The organism is Holdemanella sp. (assembly GCF_056804935.1).
Window position 1 is genome coordinate 16,378 of the sequence record NZ_DBMEXE010000010.1, and the last position, 2,368, is coordinate 18,745.

The 2,368-nt window shown below is 36.0% G+C and carries 2 protein-coding genes and 5 tRNA genes; 6 read left to right on the forward strand and 1 reads right to left on the reverse strand.

From position 1 onward, the window contains the following. Positions 1-351: 351 nt before the first annotated feature. A complete protein-coding gene (locus ACZQCL_RS01170) occupies positions 352-1,320 on the reverse strand; it encodes a rod shape-determining protein (protein WP_227990866.1) in 969 nt (322 codons plus the stop codon). Between the two features lie 79 nt (positions 1,321-1,399). Here ACZQCL_RS01170 and ACZQCL_RS01175 point away from each other — a divergent pair, with 79 nt between their 5' ends. The 6 genes from ACZQCL_RS01175 to ACZQCL_RS01200 all read left to right on the forward strand — a co-directional run bounded on the left by ACZQCL_RS01175 (position 1,400) and on the right by ACZQCL_RS01200 (position 2,343). Beyond that, the gene (locus ACZQCL_RS01175) at positions 1,400-1,864 is read left to right on the forward strand and encodes a hypothetical protein (RefSeq protein ID WP_227990865.1); all 465 of its coding nucleotides are present in this window, start codon (positions 1,400-1,402) and stop codon (positions 1,862-1,864) included. Between the two features lie 41 nt (positions 1,865-1,905). After that, positions 1,906-1,981 (forward strand) — tRNA-Val (locus ACZQCL_RS01180). A 7-nt stretch (positions 1,982-1,988) separates the two neighbouring features. Continuing rightward, a tRNA-Tyr gene (locus ACZQCL_RS01185) sits at positions 1,989-2,072 on the forward strand. A 5-nt stretch (positions 2,073-2,077) separates the two neighbouring features. Further along, a tRNA-Gln gene (locus ACZQCL_RS01190) sits at positions 2,078-2,153 on the forward strand. A gap of 9 nt (positions 2,154-2,162) precedes the next feature. Continuing rightward, positions 2,163-2,236: transfer RNA gene (locus tag ACZQCL_RS01195), tRNA-Gly, on the forward strand. 31 nt (positions 2,237-2,267) lie between these two features. Continuing rightward, positions 2,268-2,343 (forward strand) — tRNA-Val (locus ACZQCL_RS01200). The last annotated feature ends 25 nt before the right edge of the window (positions 2,344-2,368 follow it).

Below are 2,368 nucleotides of genomic sequence, written 5' to 3' on the forward strand. Positions count from 1 at the left end.
GCAATACAGATTGTAAATAGCCATGTGTTATTGCTGTTTTTTCTTTTCATTATTTTTTAACCTTCTTTGAATAGATTGCTGCGATGGCTAAAAATAAGATACCTATATATAGGAATGTATAAGTCAGGTTATAGGTGAATATAAATAAGCAGATGGCTGCGATTAAATATAAGATTGATGATACGATATTTTTGTTCATAAAGGTCCTCCTAATGGAACAAATTATATCACACAAAAAGAAAAACTCCCATTGGGAGCTTTTGAAACAGCATTAAGAGAAAAGGGAATAGGATATGAATAAGTGTTCTGCTGTTTGCGGTTTAATGTTAAATGATTTTCCTTAAATTGAGCTTAATCTTCCATGCGGGACAAAAGAATCATTAATCCTGCAGAAACTGTATTGATTGGATCGTCTGTGACAAAGATTGGACATCCTATTGTGTTTTGTAGATAGGAAGGTAGTCCATTCAATAACATGGATCCACCACAACATATGATTCCGCGAGTTTTTACATCTTGCTGCATTGTGATTGGCAAGCTAGATAAAAATTGTAGAATCCAGTTGGCCCATTGTTGTACTAAGGGTGTTAGGATTCCAACTATTTGATTTTCGTTAATGATTGCGGATTTTAGTACATGACTATTTTGGTCCATGCCAACAACTTCAAGACTTTTGGGATTTTGCTGAATATTAACCTGTCCAATCTTACGCTTGATTTTTTCAACTTGCTTTGTTGATACATTCATGTTGTAGGATTTAAATAGCCAGTTTTTAATGGCGATGTTGATTGTACTTCCAGATACGTTGCAACGAGATTTTTTGATCATCTTGCCGTTTTGGAAGATTGCAATATCGCAGTTTGAAGAACCAATATTTAATACACAGCTAGCAACGGGTAAAAATAAATCGAGTTTTGCGCCAATAGCAGCAATCCAGATTTCTTGTTCAAAATAAACGCGGTAAGCACCTAAATCTTCAAGGTGTTCTTTCAATATGTCGCATGATTCTTTACTGAAACTAGTTGGATAGCTGACCAACAAAACTGTTTTTTGAAACATACGAAAAGCTTTGTGTTCATATAGTAGTTGTTCTAGGAGTATGTCTAGAACGTCAAAGTTAATTGGATTTTCACGTAAAGGAGATATTACTTTAATATTTGGATCCATGGATCCAATTAAATCCTTAGCGTCTTCGCCAATGCCTAAAACATGATTTTGCCCATCAAGCGCAACCATGCATGGTTCATTATATAGTAGACCATCTTCTTGTGTACAAAGCCGGATGTAGTTTGTACCCAAATCAATTCCCATTTGAATCATGTAACCCCTCCTAATATATGCCTATATTTTACACCAGGTTAAATTGTGATACAATATGCATGCATTCCTACATATATAAATGAACAAAATTGAAAAAATCCAAATACCGAATATAAAGGATACATCGCTTTTGGTGGTGCTGGACTCTATTGAGTTAGAAAAAACTTTAGGCTATCATGATTTATTTTTGTTATGGAGTCCAACGTTTCAAAAAGCAGGTATTCCTGTATATATTGTTTTTCCAGATGAGCCGAACCAATTGAAAGAGTATTGTCAGTATTATAATACATATATTCATTATGTTTCAGATTTTGAATTGATTAAACGATTGGATTGTATCCAAGAAAAGATTGTGTTTGGTAAAAAATATTCAGTGATTTTGTCAAAAATGTATGTTGTGCATAATGGATATTTGTTTGAGGAACAAAAAAGAATAAATAATAAAGCAATAAAAAAGCTTTATATAAAGGCTCTTGAATTAAAATTTGAAAATTTTATAAAAAAAATTAAAAATTCCGTTGACATCCCAAATATCCTTTGGTAATATAAATGAGCGCAAACGAGTTTGCGGCGAAAAAAAAACATGGAGGTTTAGCTCAGTTGGGAGAGCATCTGCCTTACAAGCAGAGGGTCAGCGGTTCGAGCCCGTTAACCTCCACCATGTTGATGGAGAAGTAGCGAAGTGGCTAAACGCGGCTGACTGTAACTCAGTTCCTTTTGGTTCGGCAGTTCGAATCTGTCCTTCTCCACCACTTATTGGGGTATAGCCAAGCGGTAAGGCACAGGACTTTGACTCCTGCATTTCCCTGGTTCGAATCCAGGTACCCCAGCCATTATTTGTTGCAGGTGTAGTTCAATGGTAGAACTTCAGCCTTCCAAGCTGACTACGTGAGTTCGATTCTCATCACCTGCTCCATTTATTTTAATCCCTTTGTATGGCAAGTTTTGGAGGTTTAGCTCAGTTGGGAGAGCATCTGCCTTACAAGCAGAGGGTCAGCGGTTCGAGTCCGTTAACCTCCACCATTTAAATGCCGACTTAGCTCAATTG